We start from the raw sequence: 21,088 nt of genomic DNA on the forward strand, positions 1-21,088 counted from the left end.
TCTCGGGCCTTCAGGCCTCGCCGGGGTGCCAGGCGGGCCACTGCCAGGGGCGGTCGTCCCAGTGGACGCGGACCGGGTCGTGCGGGTCGAGGTCGGGGAAGTGGTGTTTCACCTCCGGTTCGAACTCCTCGGGGGCGAGCGGTTTCCATCCGGCGTCCTTGAAGTGGACGAGGCGGTAGCGGCTGTCGGTGCGGAACTCCGCGACCCGCACCAGGGGCTCCTCGGCCGTGCCCGTCCCGTTTCCGGTGTTGCTGTTGGTCGTCATGCCGCCAGCTTCGGCCGCGTCCGCGTGCCGCGCATGCTCGCACCGCCGATGCCGCCGCAGGTGTCACCGTTCGGCCGCGACCGTGCCGGAAGCGTCACGAAGGGGCTGCGGTCCGGCACGGGCCGTGGTGGACGTGGGCGGTCCCGTACCGTGGAGGGAAGTCGGAGGGTTCCTCGGGAGGACCGCGTGGGCAAGGGCAAGGCGTCGAAGGGGTCGGTGGCGCGGGTGCGCGGGCTGGACGGCCTGGCGGTGACGCGCTCCGCGTGGGGGCTGTACCGGGAGACCCGGCAGCCGGGCGCGCCCGGCCTGGCGGCGCGGGTGTGGGCGCTGCCGCGCCTGGTCCGGGACGTGCTGCTGCGCCGCTACCCGGGGGTGGGGCCGGGCAAGCTGCTGCTGTTGGCGTTCGTGGTGGCGGTGTACCTGGTCAGCCCGATCGACGCGATCCCGGACTTCATCCCGGTGCTCGGCTGGAGCGACGACACCGGCCTGCTGCTGTGGTTCCTGGTGGGCCTGACCCGGGAGTCCGGCCGGTACGTGGCGTGGACGCGGCGCGGGGCCGCCGGCGAACTGCCCGCCGACGGCTGAACACCGCTGCCGCTACAGCGACTTGACCAGCTTCTCGAAGCGCAGGTCGTCCCGGAGCGGGATGCCGAACCGCTCGTCGCCGTACGGGAACGGCTCGTACACGCCGGTGCGCAGGTAGCCGCGCCGCTGGTACCAGGCGATCAGGTCGGAGCGCTGCTCGATGACGGTCATCTCCATCGCGGTGACGCCCCAGGAGGCCCGGGCCAACTCCTCGGCGCGGGCGAGCACCTGGCGGCCGAGGCCGCCGCCCTGGGCGGTCGGGGAGACCGAGAACATGCCGAAGTAGCCGGTGGCGCCGCGCCGTTCGACGTGGCAGCAGGCCAGCAGGCGGCCGTCCCGTTCGGCCAGCAGCACCACCGATTCGGGGCGGGCCAGCAGTTCGGCGACGGCGGCCTCGTCGGTGCGCCGGCCGTCGAGCAGGTCCGCCTCGGTGGTCCAGCCGGCCCGGCTCGCCTCGCCCCGGTACGCGGACTCGACCAGGGCGACCACCGTCGGCACGTCCGGCGCCTCGGCGGTGCGGAAGTTCGGCCCGGTGGCGGTGCGGAAGTCCGGCCCGGTGGCGGTGCCGAGGCCGGCGGTGTCGAGGTCGGCGGTGCGGGAGGCGGTCGGCTCGGCGGTCATGCGGTGCGCTCCTTCGGGTGCTCGAACGGCCATGGTGCCACAGCGCCATGCCCCCACCGGAGCCGCATCAGGGCGCTCAGGGCGCCGGGACGGGCTGCTCGGGCGGGCCGGGGTAGGGCAGGATCTGGCGGAGCAGTCCGCGCGGGTGGCCGCGGCGGCGCCATTCGCGGGGGTAGCCGAGCGAGACCTCTTCGAACCGGACGCCCTCGTACCAGGTGGTGCGCGGGATGTGCAGGTGGCCGTAGACCACGGCGGCGACGTTGAAGCGGCGGTGCCAGTCGGCGGTGAGTTCGGTGCCGCACCACTGGGCGAAGTCGGGGTGGTGCAGGACGTCGGTGGGGCGGCGGTCCAGCGGCCAGTGGCTGACCAGGACCAGCGGCAGCTCGGGGTCGTGCGCGGAGAGCTCTTTCTCGGTGGTCTCGACGCGCTCCCGGCACCACTCGTCGATGCCCGCGTACGGGGCTGGGCTGATCCGGTACTCGTCGGTGCAGACCACGCCGTTCTCGCGGGCGCGGGCCAGCGACTCGGCCTTGGTGTGCACGCCGGGGACCCGGAAGCTGTAGTCGTAGAGCGTGAAGACGGGGGCGACGGCGCAGGGGCCGCCGGGGCCCGTCCAGACGGGGTACGGGTCCTCGGGGGTGACGACGCCGATCTCCCGGCAGCGTTCCACGAGTTGGCGGTAGCGCTCGGGCGCGTCGATCGGGACGGGGTCGCGGGTGGTGGTCCACAGTTCGTGGTTGCCGGGCGTCCAGATCACCTTGGCGAAGCGTCCGGCCAGGAAGCGCAGGGTGCCTTCGACGGCGGAGACCTGTTCGGCGACGTCACCGGCGACAATCAGCCAGTCGTCCGGGCCGGTCGGCCGGAGGGCGTCGAGGACGGGCCGGTTCTCGGCGACGCCGACGTGGAGGTCGCTGACCGCGAGCAGGCGTCCGTCCGCCACCGCACCCCCCGTTCTGTGTCCACCGGTGCACCGGTCGGGTGTCCGCGGGCGCATCCCGGCAGTGGGACGCGCGTTGACACGCTACCGCCGAGGGGGCGGCAAAGCCAGCAGGAAGGGGTTTCTGTCGTAGTGTCAACATCCAGTGGAACCCCGGGTGTTCAGCAGTGACACCTATGTCTGTTCGCTCTACATACGTTCTGACGATGTGTGGTTTCAACACTCTGTTGACTGACGGGGCCATGACTATATGCTCCGCAGCGGCCGAAACCGGCTGCTCCCTTCACCCCACATGAGGACTCGCCATGCCCGCTTCCGGCACCAGCCGCACGTTCCGTCGCGCCGCCACCGCGGTCGCGTCCGCCGCCCTGCTGGTCGGCGCGGTCGCCGCCGCCTCCCCGGCCCAGGCCGCCAAGCCGAGCACCCCCGCCAACTTCCACCCCGAGCTCGACTACGCGGGCTCCACCGTCGCCGCCCACGAGGGCAAGGACACCTCGACCTCCACCGCGAACTCCCTCGCCGCACTGGCCGCCACCCAGACCAAGGGCATGGACGTCTCCAACTGGCAGGGCAGCGTCGCCTGGAGCACCGCGTACGCCAACGGCGGCCGGTTCGCCTACGTCAAGGCCACCGAGGGCACCACGTACACCAACCCCTCGTTCGCCCAGCAGTACAACGGCTCCTACAACGTCGGGATGATCCGCGGCGCCTACCACTTCGCGCTGCCGAACGTCTCCTCCGGCGCCACCCAGGCCGCGTACTTCGTCGCGCACGGCGGCGGCTGGTCCAAGGACGGCAAGACCCTGCCGCCCGCGCTGGACATCGAGTACAACCCGTACGGCGCGACCTGCTACGGCCTGAGCCAGGCCGGCATGGTGAGCTGGATCCGGGACTTCTCCAACACCGTGCTCGCCAAGACCGGCCGCTACCCGGTGATCTACACCACCACCGACTGGTGGACCACCTGCACCGGCAACAACAGCTCCTTCGGCGCCACCAACCCGCTGTGGATCGCCCGTTACGCCTCCACGGTCGGCACCCTGCCGGCCGGCTGGTCGTACCAGACCATCTGGCAGTACGCCGACTCCGGCACGCTGCCCGGCGACCAGAACTGGTTCAACGGCGCCCTGGACCGCCTCCAGGCCCTCGCCAACGGCTGACGGTCCGTCAATTCACCTGCCCGCGACCGGATTTCTCCCCCACACCGGTCGCGGGCAGGGCCGTTTCAGGCGACGGGGACGATCAACTCCCAGGTGTCAACGGCGAAATCGAGCACCATGCCGTTGTCGCGGTACAGCGCGGGCGCGCCGGTGGCGTTGGCGGTGTCCACCCCGAGCCCGACCCGGGTGCGGCCGCGCTCGGCGTAGAACGCGAAGAAGTACCGCAGCAGGTAACCGCCGAGGCCCCGGCCGCGCAGTTCGGAGCGCACGCCGATGTGGGAGGCCCAGGCCGCGTCCGACCGGTCGTCGCGGGTGCGCAGCACGGCGGCGTCGCCGTGGCCGTCGAGTTCGGCGATCCACACCAGCGACCAGTCGGCGCTGTCCGCGCCGGTGTCGGCGCACCACTTCTCGTAGCTGCGCGGCTGGAAGTCGTAGTGCTCGGCGAAGGTCTCGTGGATCAGCCGGTGCACGGTGCGCCGGTCGTCCTCGGTGGCGCAGGCGCGCAGCCGCAGGCCCGCCGGGGGCTGCGGGAACGGGTCGGTCTTCGGATCGACGTCGCGGGTGAGCGCGTGGTGGCGGCGCATGTGACGCCAGCCGCGACCGGCCAACGCCTCGGTGTCGAAGGTGGGTCGGGCGTTGAGCATCAGGTGCAGCACGGCGCGGTCGGCACCGTTGCGGCGGGCGAGTTCGGCGCCGCGGGCCTCCATCAGCTCGAACAGCTGAAGGCCGGCGGCGGTGTGCCCGGGCAGCAGGTACTGGTCGAGGTCGATCCGCTCCCCCGCCGAGCGGTCGCGGACGATGCCGTAGCCGACGAGCTGCCCGTCGGCGTCGTGCAGCAGCCAGGAGTCGCGCTCCAGGTCCACCGAAGGGTCGCCGAGGTCCTCCTGGACCTCCTCCAAGTCGGTGAAGGCGCGCCCCACTTCGATCTCGTCCACCCGGTTGAGCAGCACGCACACCGCCTCGGCGTCCTCAACTGCCGCCGGGCGCACCGTCATTCCGTCCGGGAATGCCATGTCCCCCTCCTCCACTGTCGATTGCGGTGGCAAACCTGGTCTTTCTACCCGTTCCAACGGCCTTGCCCCAAGCGGTTTTTGAGCGCGATGCCGGGCCGGGCACGACGGCGGGCGGCACGGTCCGCCATTCCCGGGGCGCCCGGGCGGACGACCGGGTTCGCCTGCCGGGCGATCAGCTTTCCGGCGATCCGCAGGTTCCCGCCGGAGTCGAGTGTCCCCTGGCGACCTGACGCATCGTCATACACGTCCGCTCAGGTGCGGAACAGCCGCCAGAACGCCGCCGCCACCTCGGGGGCGGGCGCCGGGTGCTCGCCGGTGATCCAGTGCGTGACGACGCCCAGCAGCGCACCGGCCAGGTAGGCGGCGTGCAGGTCCACGGGCACCTCGTCGAACCCGGCGGGGCGCGCGCCCTCGCGGAACCGCCCGGTCAGGGCGGCGGTCACCTGCTCGCGCATCCGGTCGGCGAAGCCGGCGCTGCCCTGGCCGCCCAGGACGCAGCGGTAGACGGCGGCCCGGGCCGCGATGTGCTCGAACAGCCCGACCAGGGCCTCGGGGGTGCGGCCGGGCGGCGCGTCGGCCGGACACTGCCGGACCGCCTGGGCGACCTCGGCGATCGGGCCGTCCATCGCGTCCACCACCAGCGCGTCCATCGCCGGGTAGTGCTGGTAGACCGTGGCGCGGTTGATCCCGGCCCGCTTGGCAACTGCGGAGATGGTGATGGCGTCCAGGTCCTGCTCGGCGACCAGCTCCAGGATCGCCTCCCGGAGCCGGGCTCGGGTGCGCTGTACGCGCGGGTCGTCCAGATTCATGGCGTCACTGTACGACGTCCGTCGCATAACCGACGAGTGTTGCTTAAACAACAGGCGTCGCTTACTGTCGAGGTATGCGAATCGAGATCTGGGCGGACCCGGTCTGCCCGTGGGCGTACATCGGCAAGCGGCGACTGGACAAGGCCCTCGCCGACTGGGACGGCGAGCCGGTCGAGCTGGTGTGGCGACCGTTCCGCATCGACCCGACCGCGCCCGTCCCCGCCACCCCGTTCGAGGGATCGGCGGAGGACGAGCTGCTGCGCGACCTCGGCATCCTGGGCAACCGGAACGACGCCGAAGCCGCCTGCACCATCGGGCCCGCCCCCGTGGCGCAGACGCCACCGATCGCCGAGATCGCCGCCGCCGAAGGGCTCGGGCCGACCTGGGGCGCCGCCTGGCGCGCCAGCAGCCACGACGCGCACCGGCTGCTCGCCCTCGCCCACCAGCACGGCGGCGCCGAACTCCAGCACACCCTCGCCGAAGCCCTCATGAAGGCACACTTCATTGAAGGCCTCGACATCAGCCACGCCGAAACCCTGGAGCGGCTCGCCACCGCCGCCGGATTCCCCGAGGCCGGCACACTGCTGGCCGACGGCGCCGCCGACCAGCAGGTCAAGGAACTGCTGCTGATCGGCAAGGCCCGGGGTGTCGCCACCTCCCCCACCCTGGTCGTGGGCGACCAGGCCCTGGCCGGCGCCCAGTCACCGGAGATCCTCACCCGCTTCCTGCGCGACGCCGGCGGCCGGCCCCACCGGCAGCTCCCCGCCGAGGTCGAACGGCTCCGGTACGCCGACGCCCTGCTCGACAAGCGCGACCCGCTGGGCGCCCTGACCCTGCTCCACCCCCTGCTGGACGAGTACGGCGACGAGCCCGGCGTGCGCCTGCTGGCCGCCCGCGCCTACTTCGCCTCCGCCCAACTCGGGCGCGCGGCAGGCATGTTGGAGGAACTCGTGGCCCACTCCCCGGACGACTCCTACGCCCGGCTCCTCCTCGGCCGCACCCTCACCCGCCAGGGCCGCACCGAGGAGGCCGCCGTGCACCTCGCCCTGGCGGCCGCCATGACGCCCGAGTACGCGACGTGAACTCCCAACGCCGCCAGGTCAGTTGACACCCGGCTCCGGCCGGGGCAGCTCGTCCAGGTCGAGCGTGTAAGTCCGCCCGTCGGCCAGCTCGATGGGCAGCTTGCCCGAACCGTACTTGCGCGTGTACGCCGCGATGTAGCCGGAGCCGGCGGGCCGGGTGTGGACGACAACCTCACCGGCGTACGGGTCCACCACCACGTAGACGGGGATGCCGTAACGGCCGTACTTCGCGGTGCAGTCGTCGTAGTCCTTGCGCGCCGAGGAGACCGACACCACCTCGGCGATCAGCAGCACGTCCTCGAAGCCGTAGCGCTTGCCCTGCCGCTGCGCGTCCTCCCGCAGGATCGCGAAGTCCGGGGCCGAGTTCTCGTCGGCCGGGAAGTCCAGGTACACGTCGGATGCGGTCTTCGCATGCCGGCCGAGCGAGAGCGAGTCGATCTGCATCGACTTGATGGTGCTGGAGTGCTCCACGCTCCGCGGAGTCATGACCACCTTCCCGTCCGTGCCGAAAAAGACCACGTACCCCGGAGGGAACTCGGTGTGCATGACCGCGTCCACGCTCATCAACTGCTCCTTCCCGTTGCCCACAGGATATGGCGCCCCAGCCCCACGCGGGGCCCACCGCAGGGTGGCGGGGGCGCGTTACGGGTTGGCGGGCGCCCGGGTGTCGCGCCACCACTGGCGGTCGCCCACGTCGTGAACGACCAGGCCGAGTTTCGCCAGTTCGCGGCGGAGTTCGCCGATCTCCTTCTCCTCGCGCTTCTTCAGCGCCTCGGCCCGCGCCTTGAAGAGCACGTTGCCGCCCGGCGGCAGGCCCGGTATGCCGTCCACCCAGCGGCGGTACGCGTCGCGGTAGGGGTCGCCGTCGGGCAGCCATGGGTACCCGTGGGCGCGGAAGGCCTCCGCGAGGCGTTCGACCGACGGGAGGTCGGCGCCCTCGTTCCGGTACTCGGCGATCAGTTCCTCGCCCTGCGTGCCGAGCACCACCAGCCGCTTGCGGTCGGCGAACACGCCGCTGATCGCCGGCCGGGGAGCGCTCCGGCTGGAGTCGGCGCGGTCCGTGGTGATCCTGTCCTGCTCGACGGTGACGGTGACGTAGCCGCGCTCGGCCAGGACCACGATTGCGCCGCCGAGCAGGGCGCCGAGCACCAGACTCCCAATGGTGGCGGCCGGTTCGGGCGCCTTGGCGATGAGGTCGAGCGGCCCCTGCCACGGGATCCACGGCAGGGTGGACGCCCAGTGCGCCAGGAGTTTGACCAGGAATCCGGCCCCTGCTCCCAGAACCGGGAACCCCACCGCCACCAGTACGCGGTCCGAGGTCTTCTTCCGCACCGTGATCGCCGCAGCTCGGTCGGTCTTGCTCATGCGCCCCTCCCCGAAGCAGAGCCTATCGAACGTGAAACGACCGTTCACAGAACGAGCGTACTATGCCCGTCGCGGACAGCCGGCAGCGGGCAGCGGAGGGCAGCCATGGGCGTACCGAACGAACCGGCGGCGCGGAGTCCTGGGCTTCGCCGAGGGACCCTCGAAGGGGCCGAACAGCAGGTCGCCGCCCTGTGCTGGGATGCCTTCGGACGCAAGCGACCCTCCTGTACCTGGGCGCGGCACCCGTCCAGGGCGGGCTGTACGTCGCAGCCAACCCGATCGACGACCTGGTCAAGGCCCGGGCCACCGAGCTCGATGTGCTCGGCTCCACCACCTTCCTCACCAGCACCGACCTGCGTGTCGGGAACGTCACCGACCCCGCCCGACTGGCCGCCGCTCTCTGGCCGTTGGACACCATCGCCGCCCGCTACGAACACCTCGCGGCCTTCGCCACGGCCTGCACCGGGAGTGCCACCGCCCCGGCCCTGCCCGGCGCCGAGCGGCTCAGGATGGCCGTGGAACTCGCCACCGAGTTCAGCGCCGCCATGACCCCCGACCCGCTCCTCCCCCGGAACTCCTCCCCCCGCACTGGCCCGGCCCCCAAGCCCGCCGCCTCGCCCAGTCCTGCTGGACCACCTGAGCACACTCCCCGCCCCCACCTCACTGCCCCGCCTCTACGACGCCGCATTCGCCGCACCCCACTGACGCGCCAACGCAGTACAGCGGCGTTCAGGACGTCCACAGCGGGGCCGAGCGGCAAGCCCTGGACACGCGTCCGGCCGAGCATGCGGTCACAGAGCGCAAACGCCGCCGGGGAGTTGACGGTCACGCCGAGCATCCCGGGGTACCTGCGCAGGGCGGTGCGCAGCGCGTCGCCGGTTGCCGCCTGACGCGGCGCCGCCCGGGCTACCCTCGACATCCCGAGCCCGCCGCCGAGGAGCCCGCCTTGACCGACCCCGACGTCGAACTCGCCGCCGCCATCGACGAGTTCGCCGCCCTGCTCGCCGCCGCCGAAGGCCACCGGCTCGACCAGGACAGGTACGAGCGGGTGGAGACCACCCGCCTGCCCCTCGGCCAGGCGCTGGCAGCCGACCCGGCGCGGACCGCGCGGCTCGCCGACCGCGTGCTGCCACTGCTCGCCCTGGACAACAACCGGACCGAACAGCTGGTGCACCCACTGGCTGCGGCGATCGGCCGCCGCGCCGTCCTGACCAGCCTGATCTCCCTTGCGAACGAGGGAAGTTGGCAACGTCGGGCGAACGCCTGCAGCGCCGCGTACTGGATCTCTGCGTGGGCCGCCCCGGTGTCGCTCGACGAACTGCGCGAGGCGGTCCGCGCCAACCGGATCGGGCCCGAACAGGCCCGGGAGCGATACGCCGCGGCCATCCACCGGGCCCGGGCGGCCGTCGAACCGCTCACCGATCTGTGGCCGCACCTGTGGCTGGCCGCAGCCAAGTGCTTCACCGGCTCCGACGACCCGGACCTGCGCCGCCTCGTACAGGCCGGCTTCCCGCTGGAGCACCCGCGCCATCTCCCGGAGGCCGCCCCGTTCCTGGCCGAGGCCCGCCGCATCGCCGGAAACGATCCGTGCGCCTACGCCCGCGTGCTGAACGGCTCGACGGGGTTCGGCGCGGCGATATAGGCAGGAGGCCTCAGCGGGCCCGCAGCAGCTCGCGCAGCCACCGCAGTCCGCATGGCGGCGGCCCCCGCGGCAAGCCGTTGTCAGCGTGGTGACCGGCCAGGGACAGGGACCGGCACTCGTCGGGGTGCCCGCGGTCAGGGCGGCCCCTGCGGCGGAGGCGGGGAGCACCAGCCACCAGACCGCCAGCGGCCGGCCGAGGGCTTCGAGCAGCGGGACGCACTGGGCGACGACGAGTGCCGCCGCGACCGGGGTGCCGACCCTGTGGGCGGTGTGCAGGTGCACGATGCCGAACGGGAGCAGGTACCCGACGCACACGACCACCACCGGGTACGGCGCCACGCGTACCCAGTGACGGGAGACGCTCGCGAACAACGGGGGACGGGCAGGAGTTCGTCGGCGCCGCGGACGGCGCCGGGGTCCGGCGCCGTTTCGACAGCGGCTGTCTACTGCCGGTCCGCTGCTACGCGTACCGGGTGGGTGCGGAGCAGTTCCCGGGTCGGGAGGGCGGTCGCGGCGAGGCTGAGGAGGATCGTTGCGGCGGCCAGCGACAGGACGGTGGTGAGCGGGACGTGGGGTGCGGCACCAGTGACACCCCGGGTGATCGGTACCAGGGTGAGCCAGGCGATGCCGCCACCGACTGTCAGTCCGGTGGCGGCCACCAGCAGCGCCTCCCAGCGCATCATGTCGCGGACCTGGCGGCGGGTGGCGCCGGCGAGCCGCAGCAGTCCGACTTCCCGGCGGCGGTCGAGGACGGTCATCACCAGGGTGTTGACGGCGGCGACGGCCGCGAATCCGCCGAGGACGGCGGCCATCACGGTGTTCGCCCAGGAGGTGACCTGCTGGTCGCGGTCCTCCTGCGCGGCGAAGCCGGCGGCGTTCATGACGGTCAGGCCCGGGGCCGCGAGCTTCGCCAACCGCTCTGCCACCTGGACGCGTTCGGCACCGGGTGCGTCGCTCACCAGGACGTGGCTGTCGAAGGCGGCGTTCACATGGCCGGCCACGGCGGCCCGGGGCAGGACCACCTGTCCGAAGCCCAACCCGCGTTCGTAGGTCGCGACGACCTTCGGCCTCACCTGGGTGCCGTCGCCGAGCCGGAGCGGGACGCGGTCGCCGACCTTGGTGTGCAGGCTGTCGGCGAGTGCGGCGGAGAGGGCGACGGTGTCGGCCGATTCGGCGAGGGCGCCCAACGAGCCACTGCGGACGCCGAGATCGAGGACCTCGGGAAGGCGCGTCAGATCACCGGAAACCCCCAGCGCCCTCGATGAGGCGAGGTCCTGGCCGGAGCTGTGGACCACGCCGGTGCGGACCACACCGATTGCCGTCGCCACTCCGGGCACCCGGGCGGCGTGTTCGACGGTGTCGGCCGGCAGGCCGGCACCGGCCGAGCCGAGCACCTGGTCGGCGACGATCCCGTCGCGCACCTGCTCGCCGGAGACGTGCCGGACGGTGCCCTGCAGAAGCAGAAGGGTTCCGCAGAACGCGACGACCATGACGATCGGGATGATCGCGGAGGCCAGCCGACGGGCGTTGGCCCTGGTGTTGTCGGCCGCGAGGGAGCCGGAAGCGCCGGCCCGGCCCGACCGCAGGGGCAGGCCCAGCAGGCCGGTGCAGACCTGCGCGACATACGGGCCGAGCAGGGCGACCGCGAGCAGGAAGCACATGACCATGCCGAGCGCGGTGTTGGCGGCACCGGCACCGTTCAGATTGTTCGCGACCCCGGTCAGCACCAGGCCGCCCGCCGCCGCGACCAGGCCGATGACCGTGCGCGCCTTCCCGGGGCGGACGCGCTCCACTGCGGCCTCGCCCAGGGCCTGGCCCGGCGCGAGCCGGGCCGGCTGTCGGGCCGCCAGCCTGCCGGCGGCCAGTGCGGCCAACAGGCTCAGTACGGCCGCGACCAGGACCGGCAGCGGGCCGGCTTCGAGTGCGACTCCCTCCGGCACCGCGCCGCGTGCCACCAGTTGGTCGAACCACCAGCGGGCCAGTGCGATCCCCGGTACCGCGCCCAGGGCCGCGGCGAGCGGAGCGATCAGCAGCGCCTCGGTCGCGATGGTGCGGCGGATCTGGCGCGGGGTCGCGCCGATCGCGCGCAGCAGGGCGAACTCGCGGGCGCGCTGCCCGGTGGCGAGGGCGATGGTGCTCATCACCACGAAGACGGCGGCCAGGGTGGCGGTCCCGCCGAAGGATCCGCCGAGGCCGATCAGGATCTGCTGGGCCTGGAGCAGTCCGGGCCGTTCCACCGTCGCGCGGTCATCGCCGGTGAACACCTTGGCGGATGCGCCGACCGTCTCCCGCACCTTCGAAGCGAGTTCGTTCACCGGCACGCCCTCGCGCGGTGTGACAGCGATGGCGTCCACCCGGCCGGGGTGCCCGGCGAGACGGTCCGCCACCGTGTCGGCGAACCATGCGCTGCCCCGGCCGGCCCGCGCGTCCGCGAGGCCGCAGACGCGGTAGGTGTCGGTGCCCGCGGGCGTGATGAGCTCGACCCGGTCACCGGTACGCAGTTTCGCAGTCTGCGCGGTGGCCTCGTCCAGCACCACCTCTCCGGCACCGGGGGCGCGCCCCTCGACCAGTTCTGCGGCGGTCGGGGCGGTGAAGCCGATCGACGCGTAGCCCCGGCCGGTCAGCGTCGGCACGGCCGGGGACTGCACGGGGAACGCCAGGTCCGGTACCGCGGCGGCGACCCCGGGAAGCGCCGCGATGCGTGCGGCCGATCCGGCGTCCACCCGCGCGCGTTCGGGAAGCGCCGTCTCCTTCTCCTCGGTGCTCCTGTCGTGCTTGACGCTGATCCTGGCGTACGGGTCACCGGCCACCACCACCGGCGTGCGCGCGTAGCGCTCGGGTGCGAGACGCGCCGTGACGCCGGTCTGCAGCAAGGTGCCACAGGCCGTGATGATCGCGGCGGCGAACAGCAGCGCGATGAAGCTGCCCGCGAAGGACGCGGGCCTGAAGCGCACCGCGGCACGGGCCAGACCGTTGCTCACGCCGCCGCTCCGGCGCGGCTGCCCGGCGCCGCCGTGAGCGAGAGTATCCGGTCGGCCACCTCCCTCGGCTCGGGACGCCACAACTCGTCGACGATCGCACCGCCGGAAAGGAACAGCACCCGGTCCGCATGCGAGGCGGCCACCGGATCGTGGGTGACCATCACCACCGTCGCCCCCATCGCGTCCACCGCCTGCCGCAGCAGCGCCAGCACCTCCTGGGCCGAGCGGGTGTCCAGCGCCCCGGTCGGCTCGTCCGCGAACACCACCTCGGGTTCGGTGATCAGCGCACGAGCGATCGCCACCCGCTGCTGCTGCCCGCCGGACAGCTGGCCCGGACGACGCCCGCCGAAGCCTCCCAGGCCGACCCGGGCCAACAACTCCTCGGCCCGGCGCCGGTCCTGACGCCCTCCGGCGAGCCGCTGCGGCAGCAGCACGTTCTGGCGCACCGTCAGCGACGGCAGGAGGTTGAACGACTGGAACACGAACCCGATCCGGCTGCGCCGCAGCTCGGTCAGCCGGTTCTCGTCCAGCTCGGTGAGCTCCGTCCCGCCGAGCAGCACCTTGCCCGAACTCGGCCGGTCCAGCCCGGCCGCACACTGCAGGAACGTGCTCTTCCCCGACCCGGACGGCCCCATCACGGCGGTGAAACTCCCGCGCGGCAGGGCAAGATCGACGCCGCGCAGCGCGTGCACAACGGATTCGCCCCGGCCGTGGCTCCGCCACAGGTCGCGCAGCTCGATCGCCGGGTGCGCGGAGTGCGGTCGCTCGACCTGTGTGCGGTCGCGGCGAAGTGCCATGATGTGCCTTCCCTTGCTGTTCAACGACGTGCCACGGGGATTCCGGTGGGTGCCGTCTCCGGGCGGTGCCGGCTTGACGCGCCGTCCGGAATCGCCGTGCGGGGAGGACTGTAGGAAGACGGTATCGGGCCGGGCGTCACTCCCCGGAGCCAATCGGCCCGTCATACCGTGGTACTACCGGGAGAAACGGGGAGCCGGCGAAGCAACGGCAATCGCCGCGGAACGCGAGAACGGAACGCGAGCCCACCGGTTCAGTTCCCGCAAAGCAATGAGGCCGGTCAACCCGACATGTGTCGAGTCGACCGGCCTCAAGGTCAATTGACCTTCGCTGTGCGCGAGGGGGGAGTTGAACCCCCACGCCCTTTCGGGCACTGGAACCTGAATCCAGCGCGTCTGCCTATTCCGCCACCCGCGCAAGGGTGTAGTCGCCGGTTGCTCGTTTGCTCCGTTCGACCTGCTGAGAAGCTTACCGCATGTTTCGGGGCGCTCCGTCCACCCCGTCGGTCGTCCTGGGGCGGGGTGGTGGGGCGTCACAATGGCCGCATGAGAGCGATCTTCACCGTGGTCGGGGCGGCGCTGCTGGTCTGGACGGCGGCCAGCATTCTGCGGACGCTGGTGGTGCCGCGCGGGCTGTACTCGGCGCTGGCGATCCGGCTGTGGTCCTCGCTGCGGCTGGTGGTGCGGACGGTGGCGGCGCCGTTCGGGGGGTACCGGGCGATCGACCGGGCGCAGACCTGGCTGGCACCGCTGATCCTGCTCGGGATGCTGGGGTGCTGGCTGCTGTCCACGCTCGCGGCCTACACCCTGCTGTTGATAGGGACGTCCGATCTGCCGTGGCACGTGGCGTTCCGGGAGGCCGGGTCGAGTCTGTTCACGCTGGGTTTCGCCAGTGGCGACCGCCTGCACCTGTCGGTGATCGACTTCCTCGCGGCGGCCAACGGCCCGCTGATCATCGCGCTGCTGATCGCCTACCTGCCGACGCTGTACTCGGCGTACAACCGGCGGGAGTTGGAGGTGACGCTGCTCCAGTCGCGGGCGGGCGAGCCGGCCTGGGGGCCGGAACTGCTGGCCCGGCAGACGCTGGTGGGGACGGAGGCCGAACTGCCGGAGCTGTACCGGGACTGGGAGCGGCTGGCGGCGGATCTCGGAGAAGGGCACTCCAACTACCCGGTGCTGATCTCGTTCCGTTCCCCGCAGCCGTACCGCAACTGGGTGGTGGGCCTGATCGCGGTGATGGACGCGGCCGCGATGCAGTTGGCGCTGAACCCGCGTTCGGCGCCGCCGGAGGCGCGGCTGCTGCTGCGCGCCGGGTTCACGGCGCTGCGCGACATCGCGACCGCGCTGCGGATCCCGTTCGAAGCGGACCCGGAGCCGGACGAGCCGATCCGGCTGACCTTCGCGGAGTTCGACGCGGCGGTGGCGATGGTGACGGCCGCCGGGCTGCGGCTGGAGCGGCCGATCGCCGACGCCTGGCCGCACTTCCGCGGCTGGCGGGTCAACTACGAGGCGATCGCCTACGAGTTGGCTCGCCGCTCGGACGCGGTACCGGCGCTGTGGACGGGGCCGCGCGACTTCCCCGCCACCCCGATCCCGCCGCGCCGCCCGGCGGACCGCCGCCCGGTCAACCCCTGACGGCTACCGGAGCAGCTGCTCCTCGGCCTGCGCCAGCACCTCCACCACCCGCCGCCCGAACCGGACGTCGCACGGGTGCGGGGTGCCGGAGGCGACGGAGGCCAGCAGCGCGTCCAGGGCGCGGCCGTACGCGGCGGTGGCCGGCGCGTCCCGGTCGGGGAGGTGCGTCACACCGGAGGCGCCGCGCAGTTCGGCGCCCGCGCCGAGCGCGGAGGCCTCGGGCGGGGCGGTCAGACTGAGCGTGACGGTGCTGGACGCGCCGCCCGCGTGACGCAGGATCAGGTGCGCGGTGTCGCCGGGGCCGGGCGCGGCGGTGACGTGTTCGACGTCGCCGAGGGCGGGCATCAGCACCGACAGGGCGTGCGGGCCGACGTCCCACAGCGCGCCCTTCTGCTGGCGCCACGGGGAGGCCGCGTAGGGGCTGTCGGTGGTGAACACCGAGCCGATCCAGTGGCAGTGCGCGGTGAACCAGCCGCCCCGCTCGGCCTGTTCGTCGATCCAGTCGCCCTGCGCGCCGGTGAACCGGACGGTGAAGAACACCACCGAGGCGACACCGGCCGCGGCGGCCGCGTCCTCGACGGCGCGGGCGGCGTCCACCGTCGCGGCGACCGGCTTGTCGAGCAGCAGGTGCCGGCCGGCCGCGGCGGCGCGCACCGCGTACTCGGCCTGCACGTCCGGCGGCAGCGCGAGGGCGACGGCGTCCACCGCGGCCAGCAGCTCGTCCACCGCCGCGTATCCGGGCACGCCGTGGGCCGCGGCGAGTTCGGCGGCGGCCTCGGGGCGACGGCCCCACACGCCGGCGAACTCGACGTCCGGGTGGGCGGCCAGCGCCGGGGCGTGCACCAGGCTCGCCCAGGGGCCGGTGCCGAGCAGTCCGATCCGCACGGTGCTCAGCCCTCCACCCGGATCAGCGTGAAGCCGTCGTAGCCCTTGCGGCCGACGGTCTGCACGGTGGTGGCGTCCAAGCGCTTGTCCCCGGCGAGCAGTTCGTGCAGCTGCTGGACGCCGCGCACGGCCTCGTCGGTGCTCTGCTCCTCGGCCAGCCTGCCGCCGCGCACCACGTTGTCGACCACGATCACCGAGCCGGGCCGGGTGAGCGCCAGCGACGCCTCCAGGTAGTGCGGGATGTTCGGCTTGTCGGCGTCCACGAACACCAGGTCGTACGGTTCGACGCCGTCCTCGATCAGCTGCCGCAGGGTGTCGCGGGCCGCGCCGAGCCGGACCTCGACCCGGTCGGCGAGGCCGGCCCGCCGCAGGTTGGCGGTGGCGATCTCGGCGTGCGTCGGGTCGATCTCCAGCGTGGTCAGGGTGCCGTCGGCGGGCAGGGCGCGGGCCAGCCAGATCGCGCTGTAGCCGGCCAGCGTGCCGATCTCCAGGATCCGCCGGGCGCCCTGCATCCGGGCCAGCAGGTGCAGCAGCTTGCCCTGGTTGGCGGCCACCGCGATCTGCGGCAGCCCGGCCCGGTCGGCGGCCTCGACGGCCGCGTCCAGCACCTCGTCCTCGCCGATCAGCCGGGCGGCGGCCCAGTCGTCCACCGCCGTCCAGAGCTGCTGCGGGTTCTCCTGCGTGCTCATTCCCCACCTCCGTGATCGCTTCGCGCTGCGACCCTACTCCCTGCCCTGCGGCCGACGGCGCCGGACGCGACGAGGCCGCCACTGCTCCCGCCCCCGGACGCGAGGAGGCCGCCGCGTCCGGTGCGGACACGGCGGCCTCGGCCGGGCGGGCGTCCGGCGGTTCAGTCGACGAGCGTCTCGGAGAGCGGCTCGCCGCTCTTGCCGCCGGACTGCTCGGGGTGCTCGGCCCGGGACTTCTTGGCCCGCCACTTGAGCACCAGCGCCGAGCCGACGCCGAACACCGCGGCAGCGCCGAGGCCGATGTACGAGGCGCCCTGGAGGTACTTCTCGGCGACCTTGCCGACCTGGTACACCAGCAGCGTGGTGCCGCCCGCCCAGACCACGCCGCCCAGCACGTTGGCGATCAGGAACTTCCAGTACGGCATCCGCAGGGTGCCGGCCAGCGGGCCCGCGAAGATCCGCAGCAGTGCGATGAACCGGCCGAAGAACACCGCCCACATGCCCCAGCGGTGGAACGCGCGCTCGGCGGTGGCCAGATGCTCGGGCCCGAAGTGCTTGGGGAACCTGCGGCCGAGTTTCTCGAACAGCGGCCGGCCGCCCTTGTGGCCGATCGCGTAGCCGATCGAGTCGCCGATGATCGCACCGGCTATCGCGCAGCCGGCGACGCCCCACGGGCTGACGATGCCCTTGGCGGCGAGCAGCGCGGAGGAGACCAGGGCGATCTCTCCGGGCAGCGGAATGCCCAGGCTCTCCAGTCCGATGATCAGACCGATGATCACGTACACCGAGGTCGGCGGAACGCTCTCGATCCACTGGTCGAGGTGCAAGGCGGAGTACCTCCGTCTGGGCAGGGACAGGTGGCCGACACACGGCGGCGCACAGGAAAGCTTCGGTAAAGGCCCGAGCCGGCCCAGCCTAGCCGCTCCCGGCCCGCAGGCCGAGCGGCTGCCCCACCCGCAGGTCAGCAGGGGTTCGGGACGCCCCGCACCCGCTCACTCACACCCGGTCCAACTCCCGGCCCCGGCACAATCGTTCCCGATCGGCGGGTGACATTCCGCGCACCCGTCCGGCCTGTTCCCGGCCCCCGGGCGCACCCCATACTCCGTCTCCGAACAGCAGGAACAGTACGGACCTCGGGGAGGACGCATGACCACGGCAGCGGCGGCGGCAGGCACCTGGCGGCTCGGCGATCTGGAGGTGAACCGGCTCGGCTACGGCGCGATGCGGCTGACCGGCAACGGCATGATGGGCAACTCCGACGGCGCCCCGATCGACCGCGGGCACGCCGTCCGGCTCCTGCACACCGCGTTCGAACAGGGCGTCAACCACGTCGACACGGCCTCCTTCTACTTCTCGCCGCTGCGCTCCGCCAACGAGCTCCTCAACCGGGCGCTCGGCGACTGGCGGGGCCACCAGGTGGTGGTGGCCACCAAGGTCGGCCCGGGGCGCACCCCGTCCGGCGAGTGGCAGACCATGGCCCGGCCGGACGAACTGCGCGGCCAGGTCGAGGAGAACCTGCGCCAGCTCGGCCGCGACCACCTGGACGTGGTCAACCTGCGCCGCAACGGGCCCGCCTGCGCCTCGGTCGCCGAGCACTACGGCGCGCTCGCCGAACTGCGCGAGGCCGGACTGATCCGGCACCTCGGGCTGTCCAACGTCCGCCCCGAGCACATCCGGGAGGCGCGGGAGATCGCCCCCGTGGTGTGCGTGCAGAACTCCTTCGGGCTGGACTGGCGACGGGCCGAGGAGACCGGCGTGCTCGGCCTCTGCGCCGAGCTGGGGATCGCCTTCGTCCCGTTCTTCGCCATCGCCGGCCTGCGCCGCGAGGCCGCCGCCGCGACCGAACAGGACCGCCGGGTCGCCACCGTCGCCGCCGAACTCGACGCCACCCCCGCCCAGGTCCGCCTCGCCTGGACCCTGCACCGCGGCCCCCACGTCCTCGCCATCCCGGGCACCACCAACCCCACCCACCTCACCGAAAACCTCGCCGCCGCGACGCTCCGCCTGACACCCGGCCAACTCACCCTGCTGGACACCGCCACGCCGCCAGCCTGAGCACCCGCCGGGGCCGGGGAACGGTGCAGGGCGGGGCCGAGGACAGGACGGGCCGCTGCCTCTCGGCTCGGCGGCCGTACCCGCGCGTTCACGACGGCTCGACGCAGAACAGCGCGGCCCGGACCTGCTCGGCGCTCGGGCTGCCCGCGCCGTGCACCCGGACGGTCAGGTTCTCGCCGGGCAGCAGTGTGGTCAGGCCCCGGTCGGCGGTGGCGGCGGGGTGCAGGCGGTCGGGCTGGAGCAGCAGGTCGCGGAGCAGCGTGCGGGCGGTGATCCGGACGTCCACCGCGCCGTCCCCGCTCTGCGTCACGTCGAGGTCGAACTCGGGCTGCGGGTAGGCGAACTGCTTGTCGGGGACGGGGAGGTGCACGGCGCGCAGGCCGTCGGCGTCCGCCACCAGAAACTCCTCGTTCGCTCCCTCGTCCGTCAACATACCGTCCGGCAGCGGGAGTTGACGGACCGCGCGCGGCGGGACGGTGAGCTTTTCGGTGTGTTCGGCGAGCAGCCGGCCGGTGGTGTCGAGGCGGCGCAGGCGGAGGGTGGTGTTCCATGGTTCGGCGGACTGGTTGATCAGGGCGGCGCGGGGTGCGCCGTCGCGGTCGGCGGGCTGGAGGGTGAGCAGCCGGTCGGCGTACAGGCGGCGCAGTTCGTGGTGCAGGGGCTTGAGCCGGCCGTCGCCGTCGATGGCGGCCCAGGAGGAGACCGGCCAGCAGTCGTTGAGCTGCCAGACGATGGTGCCGGCGCAGTGCGGCCAGTGGGAGCGCCAGTGTTCGATGCCGGTGGCGATGGCGCGGGCCTGGACGACCTGGGTGAGGTAGTGCCAGCGGTCGAAGTCGGTGGGGACGTCGAAGTGCCGTTCCAGGCCCCGGCGGAGTTTGCCGTTGCCGTCGCCGGCCTTCTGGTGGTGCAGCATGCCGGGCGAGTCGGCGGCGAGGGTCTCGCCGGGCAGGGCGCGGCGCAGGGTGGCGTGGGTGGGCGGGGCCTGCCAGCCGAATTCGGCGACGAAGCGGGGGACGTTGGCGCGGTATTCGGCGAAGTCCTGGCGGTTCCACACGTCCCAGGAGTGGTGGGTGCCGTGGTCGGGGTCGTTGGGGTGGTGGTCCCAGCTGCCGGACCAGGGGCTGCCGGCGCTGTACGGGCGGGTGGGGTCGAGTTCGGCGACGATCCGGGGCAGCAGGCCGAGGTAGTAGCCCTCGCCCCAGGAGTCGCCGTTCAGCTTCTTCTCCCAGCCCCAGTCGCGGAAGCCCCACTGGTTCTCGTTGTTGCCGTTCCACAGCACCAGGGAGGGGTGCGGCATCAGGCGGACCACGTTGTCGCGGGCCTCGGCCTCGATCTCGCCGCGCAGCGGCTGTTCCTCGGGGTAGGCGGCGCAGGCGAACGGGAAGTCCTGCCAGACCAGCAGGCCGAGTTCGTCGCAGAGGTCGTAGAACGCGTCCTGTTCGTAGATGCCGCCGCCCCAGACGCGGATCAGGTCGATGTTGGCGTCCACGGCTTGTTGCAGGCGGGTGCGGTAGCGGGCGGGGGTGACGCGGGTGATCAGGGTGTCGTCGGGGATCCAGTTGGCGCCGCGGACGAACAGCGGCTCGCCGTTGACGGCCAGGGTGAAGGGGGTGCCGGTGGCGTCGGGGGTGCGGTGCAGCTCGATTGTGCGGAAGCCGATCTGCCGTTGCCAGGTGTCGAGTTGGGTGTCGCCGTCGGCGAGTGTGACGGCGAGTCGGTAGCGGGTCTGGTCGCCGTAGCCGCGCGGCCACCACCGTTCGACCTCGGGGGCTTCCAGCACGAGCACGACGGTGTCGCCGTCGAAGGTCACCGCTGCCTGCGCACCGGCGACGGTGGCGCGGGCGGTGAGCGGGCGGCCGGTGCCGGTGGTGGTGCGTTCGACGGTGAGGTGCAGTTCGATCCGGCCGGTGGTGCCGTCGGCGGTGATCAGGGGGCGGACGGTCGCGATCCTGGCGGTGGACCAGTGCTCGAGGCGGACGGGCTTCCAGATGCCGGCGGTGGGCAGTGTCGGGCCCCAGTCCCAGCCGAAGCTGCTGGCCATCTTGCGGATGTACTGGAACGGCTCGGGGTACTCGTTGGGCCGCTCGCCGACGATGCCGCGGACCCGCTCGGCCTCCGTGTAGGCGCTGGTGAGACGTACCGTCAACTCGCCTGCCAGGCCGGTGGCGTCGAAGCGGTGACGGCGGTGCATGTTCCGGGTGGTGCCGAGGACGGTGCCGCCGAGGGTGACGGTGGCGACGGTGTCCAGGCCGTCGAAGACCAGGTCGGTGCGCTCGTGGGTGCTGCCGTGCGCGGGCAGGTCGAGGGTGTAGGTCCAGTCGCGGCGGCCGACCCAGGCCACCTCCAGTTCGTTCGCGTCCAGGTACGGATCGGGGATCAGCCCGGCCGCCAGCAGGTCGGTGTGCACGCAGCCGGGCACCGCGGTGGGCAGCAACTCCCCGTCGTGGTGCAGGTTCCAGCCCTGGTCGAGCGGGGTGGTGTCCATCATCCGGGCGGCTCCTCGATCGCGGACGTGCGGCGCAAGCAGCACGGTAACCCCGCCCCGTCGGAGCTGTCCACGAACCGATCGG

20 protein-coding genes and 1 tRNA gene are annotated in these 21,088 nt (G+C 72.7%); 7 read left to right on the forward strand and 14 right to left on the reverse strand.

The genetic code is table 11. The features are described 5' to 3' along the window. Positions 1 to 10: 10 nt before the first annotated feature. Positions 11 to 265 carry a hypothetical protein gene (locus ACZ6R9_RS17025; RefSeq protein ID WP_380480511.1) on the reverse strand — a complete coding sequence of 85 codons (255 nt, stop codon included), beginning with the start codon at positions 263 to 265 and terminating at the stop codon, positions 11 to 13. Positions 266 to 451: 186 nt separating this feature from the next. On the opposite strand from ACZ6R9_RS17025, the gene ACZ6R9_RS17030 reads away from it, so the two are divergent. Then, positions 452 to 850, forward strand: a complete 399-nt coding sequence (locus ACZ6R9_RS17030; protein ID WP_465538722.1) for a YkvA family protein — start codon at positions 452 to 454, stop codon at positions 848 to 850. A gap of 12 nt (positions 851 to 862) precedes the next feature. Here the strand turns inward: ACZ6R9_RS17030 and ACZ6R9_RS17035 are convergent, their stop codons facing one another. Both ACZ6R9_RS17035 and ACZ6R9_RS17040 read right to left on the reverse strand, forming a co-directional pair. After that, on the reverse strand, positions 863 to 1,471 hold the full coding sequence (locus ACZ6R9_RS17035) for a GNAT family N-acetyltransferase (RefSeq protein WP_465538723.1): 609 nt from the start codon (positions 1,469 to 1,471) through the stop codon (positions 863 to 865). 76 nt (positions 1,472 to 1,547) lie between these two features. Further along, entirely contained in the window at positions 1,548 to 2,411 is an 864-nt protein-coding gene (locus ACZ6R9_RS17040; RefSeq protein WP_380480507.1) for a metallophosphoesterase family protein, read from the reverse strand. 302 nt (positions 2,412 to 2,713) lie between these two features. On the opposite strand from ACZ6R9_RS17040, the gene ACZ6R9_RS17045 reads away from it, so the two are divergent. After that, entirely contained in the window at positions 2,714 to 3,568 is an 855-nt protein-coding gene (locus ACZ6R9_RS17045) for a lysozyme (protein ID WP_380480505.1), read from the forward strand. Between the two features lie 65 nt (positions 3,569 to 3,633). Here ACZ6R9_RS17045 and ACZ6R9_RS17050 read toward each other — a convergent pair whose 3' ends face one another. Then, positions 3,634 to 4,581 carry a GNAT family N-acetyltransferase gene (locus ACZ6R9_RS17050; protein ID WP_465538724.1) on the reverse strand — a complete coding sequence of 316 codons (948 nt, stop codon included), beginning with the start codon at positions 4,579 to 4,581 and terminating at the stop codon, positions 3,634 to 3,636. A 251-nt stretch (positions 4,582 to 4,832) separates the two neighbouring features. After that, positions 4,833 to 5,390 (reverse strand): TetR/AcrR family transcriptional regulator, encoded by a 558-nt coding sequence (locus ACZ6R9_RS17055; protein ID WP_380480501.1) that lies wholly within the window; start codon positions 5,388 to 5,390, stop codon positions 4,833 to 4,835. A gap of 74 nt (positions 5,391 to 5,464) precedes the next feature. Here ACZ6R9_RS17055 and ACZ6R9_RS17060 point away from each other — a divergent pair, with 74 nt between their 5' ends. Continuing rightward, positions 5,465 to 6,472 carry a DsbA family protein gene (locus tag ACZ6R9_RS17060; protein ID WP_465538725.1) on the forward strand — a complete coding sequence of 336 codons (1,008 nt, stop codon included), beginning with the start codon at positions 5,465 to 5,467 and terminating at the stop codon, positions 6,470 to 6,472. Between the two features lie 18 nt (positions 6,473 to 6,490). Here the strand turns inward: ACZ6R9_RS17060 and ACZ6R9_RS17065 are convergent, their stop codons facing one another. Together ACZ6R9_RS17065 and ACZ6R9_RS17070 are read right to left on the reverse strand one after the other, a co-directional pair. Further along, positions 6,491 to 7,036 carry a Uma2 family endonuclease gene (locus ACZ6R9_RS17065; RefSeq protein WP_465538726.1) on the reverse strand — a complete coding sequence of 182 codons (546 nt, stop codon included), beginning with the start codon at positions 7,034 to 7,036 and terminating at the stop codon, positions 6,491 to 6,493. Between the two features lie 78 nt (positions 7,037 to 7,114). After that, a complete protein-coding gene (locus ACZ6R9_RS17070) occupies positions 7,115 to 7,837 on the reverse strand; it encodes a YqeB family protein (RefSeq protein ID WP_380480495.1) in 723 nt (240 codons plus the stop codon). A gap of 191 nt (positions 7,838 to 8,028) precedes the next feature. On the opposite strand from ACZ6R9_RS17070, the gene ACZ6R9_RS17075 reads away from it, so the two are divergent. Both ACZ6R9_RS17075 and ACZ6R9_RS17080 read left to right on the forward strand, forming a co-directional pair. Beyond that, entirely contained in the window at positions 8,029 to 8,727 is a 699-nt protein-coding gene (locus tag ACZ6R9_RS17075) for a hypothetical protein (RefSeq protein ID WP_465538727.1), read from the forward strand. A 56-nt stretch (positions 8,728 to 8,783) separates the two neighbouring features. Then, positions 8,784 to 9,479 (forward strand): hypothetical protein, encoded by a 696-nt coding sequence (locus ACZ6R9_RS17080; protein WP_465538728.1) that lies wholly within the window; start codon positions 8,784 to 8,786, stop codon positions 9,477 to 9,479. 443 nt (positions 9,480 to 9,922) lie between these two features. On the opposite strand, the gene ACZ6R9_RS17085 is transcribed toward ACZ6R9_RS17080, so the two are convergent. The 3 genes from ACZ6R9_RS17085 to ACZ6R9_RS17095 form a co-directional block, all read right to left on the reverse strand. Then, positions 9,923 to 12,460 carry an FtsX-like permease family protein gene (locus tag ACZ6R9_RS17085; RefSeq protein WP_465538729.1) on the reverse strand — a complete coding sequence of 846 codons (2,538 nt, stop codon included), beginning with the start codon at positions 12,458 to 12,460 and terminating at the stop codon, positions 9,923 to 9,925. Then, the gene (locus tag ACZ6R9_RS17090) at positions 12,457 to 13,257 is read right to left on the reverse strand and encodes an ABC transporter ATP-binding protein (protein WP_465538730.1); all 801 of its coding nucleotides are present in this window, start codon (positions 13,255 to 13,257) and stop codon (positions 12,457 to 12,459) included. The genes ACZ6R9_RS17085 and ACZ6R9_RS17090 overlap by 4 nt, the downstream gene beginning before the upstream one ends. A gap of 331 nt (positions 13,258 to 13,588) precedes the next feature. Next, positions 13,589 to 13,672 (reverse strand) — tRNA-Leu (locus ACZ6R9_RS17095). A gap of 128 nt (positions 13,673 to 13,800) precedes the next feature. Between ACZ6R9_RS17095 and ACZ6R9_RS17100 the strand changes: the two genes are divergently transcribed. Continuing rightward, complete coding sequence (locus ACZ6R9_RS17100; protein WP_380480489.1) at positions 13,801 to 14,889, forward strand: hypothetical protein; 1,089 nt, start codon at positions 13,801 to 13,803, stop codon at positions 14,887 to 14,889. 3 nt (positions 14,890 to 14,892) lie between these two features. On the opposite strand, the gene ACZ6R9_RS17105 is transcribed toward ACZ6R9_RS17100, so the two are convergent. The 3 genes from ACZ6R9_RS17105 to ACZ6R9_RS17115 form a co-directional block, all read right to left on the reverse strand. Next, positions 14,893 to 15,774: a Gfo/Idh/MocA family oxidoreductase gene (locus tag ACZ6R9_RS17105; RefSeq protein ID WP_380480487.1), complete on the reverse strand. Its 882-nt coding sequence runs from the start codon at positions 15,772 to 15,774 to the stop codon at positions 14,893 to 14,895. A 5-nt stretch (positions 15,775 to 15,779) separates the two neighbouring features. Next, a complete protein-coding gene (locus tag ACZ6R9_RS17110) occupies positions 15,780 to 16,463 on the reverse strand; it encodes an O-methyltransferase (RefSeq protein WP_380480485.1) in 684 nt (227 codons plus the stop codon). A gap of 161 nt (positions 16,464 to 16,624) precedes the next feature. Next, on the reverse strand, positions 16,625 to 17,290 hold the full coding sequence (locus ACZ6R9_RS17115; RefSeq protein WP_380480483.1) for a DedA family protein: 666 nt from the start codon (positions 17,288 to 17,290) through the stop codon (positions 16,625 to 16,627). Between the two features lie 319 nt (positions 17,291 to 17,609). Here ACZ6R9_RS17115 and ACZ6R9_RS17120 point away from each other — a divergent pair, with 319 nt between their 5' ends. After that, positions 17,610 to 18,518 (forward strand): aldo/keto reductase, encoded by a 909-nt coding sequence (locus ACZ6R9_RS17120; protein ID WP_465538731.1) that lies wholly within the window; start codon positions 17,610 to 17,612, stop codon positions 18,516 to 18,518. 88 nt (positions 18,519 to 18,606) lie between these two features. Here ACZ6R9_RS17120 and ACZ6R9_RS17125 read toward each other — a convergent pair whose 3' ends face one another. Beyond that, positions 18,607 to 21,006, reverse strand: coding sequence for a glycoside hydrolase family 2 protein (locus tag ACZ6R9_RS17125; RefSeq protein WP_465538732.1), 2,400 nt, complete (start codon positions 21,004 to 21,006; stop codon positions 18,607 to 18,609). Between the last annotated feature and the right edge of the window lie 82 nt (positions 21,007 to 21,088).

It is taken from the genome of Kitasatospora sp. NPDC048662 (assembly GCF_055587065.1).